Origin of the sequence: Ramlibacter sp. (assembly GCF_035706265.1) — a bacterium.
Taxonomy (GTDB): domain Bacteria; phylum Pseudomonadota; class Gammaproteobacteria; order Burkholderiales; family Burkholderiaceae_C; genus Ramlibacter.
Map to the genome: position 1 here is coordinate 1 of NZ_DASSVG010000160.1, position 2696 is coordinate 2696.

General features: G+C 70.2%; 4 protein-coding genes. All 4 read right to left on the reverse strand.

The window, feature by feature from the left end; genetic code table 11:
- Positions 1 to 586, reverse strand: a 586-nt coding sequence (locus VFM98_RS06285) for an alcohol dehydrogenase catalytic domain-containing protein (RefSeq protein WP_325109049.1), incomplete at its 3' end; no start/stop codon positions are given.
- Positions 587 to 589: 3 nt separating this feature from the next.
- Positions 590 to 1078, reverse strand: a complete 489-nt coding sequence (locus tag VFM98_RS06290) for a VOC family protein (RefSeq protein WP_325109050.1) — start codon at positions 1076 to 1078, stop codon at positions 590 to 592.
- Between the two features lie 61 nt (positions 1079 to 1139).
- Entirely contained in the window at positions 1140 to 1964 is an 825-nt protein-coding gene (locus VFM98_RS06295; protein ID WP_325109051.1) for a cytidylate kinase family protein, read from the reverse strand.
- A gap of 15 nt (positions 1965 to 1979) precedes the next feature.
- Positions 1980 to 2696: methyl-accepting chemotaxis protein (locus VFM98_RS06300; RefSeq protein ID WP_325109052.1), on the reverse strand; the 717-nt coding region annotated here is incomplete at its 5' end.

A 2696-nucleotide genomic window follows, 5' to 3' on the forward strand; every position in this document is an offset into this window, starting at 1 on the left:
TCGCGGTGCCCAGCATGGTGGCGGAGAGGCCCACCGGCCCCTGGCCGAAGACGGCGAGGGTGTCGCGGCCGGAGACGTCAAGGCGCTTCAGGGCGCCGTAGGCGGTGCCGGTGCCGCACGCAACGGCCGCGCCCGCGGCGAAGCTGAGCTCTTCGGGCAGCGGCACCAGGGTGCGCGCCGGCACCTTGAGGTAATCGGCGTGGCCGCCGTGGGCGGTGACCCCGTAGACCGTGATGCCGGCGCGGCAGAGCTGCGACCAGCCGACGCGGCAATGCGGGCAGACTCCGCAGCCGGCGTAGTGGTGGTCCATGACCCGCTGGCCAATGGGCGCCTCGCGCTCCGGCACGCCGGGGCCGCGCGCCACCACCACGCCGCAGGGCTCGTGGCCGGCGATGAACGGCTCGGCGTTGCCGCCCAGGCCCAGCGCCTTCTGCGCTTCCCCCGGGGCGGCGCGGTAGAACTTCAGGTCGCTGCCGCACATGCCCGAGGCTTTCATCTCGATCACCACCTCGCCCGGGCCGGGCGTGGGATCGGGAAAGGTCCGCAGCTCGACCCTGCGGTTGCCCAGGAAGACCGCGCCGCGCACCGGCTACGCCTGCCTGACCGCTTTTCCGGATTCGATTTTCATCGACGACGCCGAGCCCTTACCTTCCCATTCCTTCGGATCCACCACCTCGCCGAGGAAGTTCAGCTCGATGGTGACGTCGTCCGGATCCTTGAGGAAGATCTGGAACAGCTTGGCGTCCGGGAAGCTGCGGAAGTGCATCTCCACCTTGTTGCGCTGGATGCGCTCGCGCACCTCCCGCGGGTCCCTGGCGAGGAAGGCGATGTGGTCGACCGAGCCCGAGCCCGCCGTGCCCCTGGGATGCTTCTTGAGCAGGAACATGTCGCGCGTCTCGTTCGCTTCCTGCGAGGCGAGGTGCACGCAGATGTCGTCGCCGGTCTTGAGCCAGTAGCCCGGGAAGCCGAAGTCCGGCCGCTCGGCCAGCTCCAGCCCCAGCACGTTCTGGTAGAAGTCGCGGGTGCGCTCCAGGTCGCGGGCGACCAGGAGATAGTGGTTCAGTTCGGTGATCGGCATGCGGCCTCCAAAAGGCTCATTCTGCCCTTTTGGAGGCCGGGCGGGCTATCCCGCCCGCAAGTCAGGCGAAACGGGCCCGCATGCTGATGGTGCGCATCAGGTCCTCGGTCTCCCGCACCCCGGGCACGGTGGCGGCGACTTCGCGCAGGGCGGCGCGCTCGCCGGCGCCGTAACCGGCGCCGTCGAAGCTCACGCAGCCGTCCGCCACCTTGATGGTGACGCGCATGTCGCGGGTGCGCGGCGAGCGCCGCAGCGCGGCGCGCACCTGCCAGGACAGCGCCAGGTCCTTCAGCTTCTGGCGCGCCGCGTCGGTCTCGGCGAACTGCGGCGAGCGCACCAGGCGCAGCACCTGGTCGACGCACTCGGGCACGCTCACGCGCTGCGTATTGAGCACCAGGTCGTACTGCTCCGGATCGGCGTAGTCCACGCCGAAGTGCCGCAGCATGATCGCGGCGTGCGCCTCGTCGTTGTCGCGGATCTCGTCGGCCACCTTTTCGGCGTCCGGCGAGCCGAGGCGCTCGAGCATGCGCTGCTTGCGCACCTCGAAGGGCGCGCACACGCGCACGCACACCACGCTGGGCATGTCCTTGAGGAGCTGGGTGGCGCCCCAGCCGCGGATCACGGCGCCGTTGCCCTGCAGCGCGGCGTTGACGATCTCCTCGGCGGCGAAGATGGACAGGCTGGTCTGGTCGGCGGTCATGCGCTCGAGCAGCCCGGCACGCCCGTCGAGCAGGCGCATCACGTGGCTCTTGCGCAGCCGCATGCGGTCGGCGAGGTGGTCGATGATCTCGTGGTAGATGACCGGGATGCCCAGCGCCTCTGCGACGCCGCGAGCGACGTCCTTGCCGAGCGAGCCCATTTCGCGGGTTATGGCAATGACAGGCATGTCGTTCTCCCTTTCCTAGAATTCTTTCCATTCGGCGGCCCCGGCCGCCTGGAGGGCGGGGGCCGGCTTGATCCAGTTGAGCAGGCCGGCCGCGGCCCCCGGCTCCTGCGGCTCGGGTTTGCTTTCGGCCGCCGGCAGCGCGGCCGGCGCGGCGTCCAGCTTGAATTCGACCACCGCGGACACCAGCCGCGCGGCCTGGTCCTCCAGGCTTTCGGCGGCGGCCGCGGCTTCCTCGACCAGGGCGGCGTTCTGCTGCGTCACGCGGTCGATCTGCGCCATCGCCTGGTTCACCTGGTCGATGCCCATGCTCTGCTCCTGCGAGGCGCCGGTGATGGCGGCGACGATCTCCGTCACGCGCTCCACCGCGCGCATGATCTCGTCCATGACGCCGCCCGCCTGCCCGACGAGCTGCGAGCCCGACTGCACCAGCCCGACCGATTCCTCGATCAGCTGCTTGATCTCCCGGGCGGACGCCGAGCTGCGCTGGGCGAGGCTGCGCACTTCCTGGGCCACCACGGCGAAGCCGCGGCCCTGCTCGCCGGCGCGCGCGGCCTCCACCGCCGCGTTCAGCGCCAGCAGGTTGGTCTGGAAGGCGATCTCGTCGATGACGCCGATGATGTTGGAGATCTCGCCTGAAGACTTTTCGATCTGCTGCATGGCCGAAACCGCGCGGCGGACGACTTCACCGGACTTTTCAGCGCCGAGGCGGGTGCGCCCGACGAGGTTGCCGAC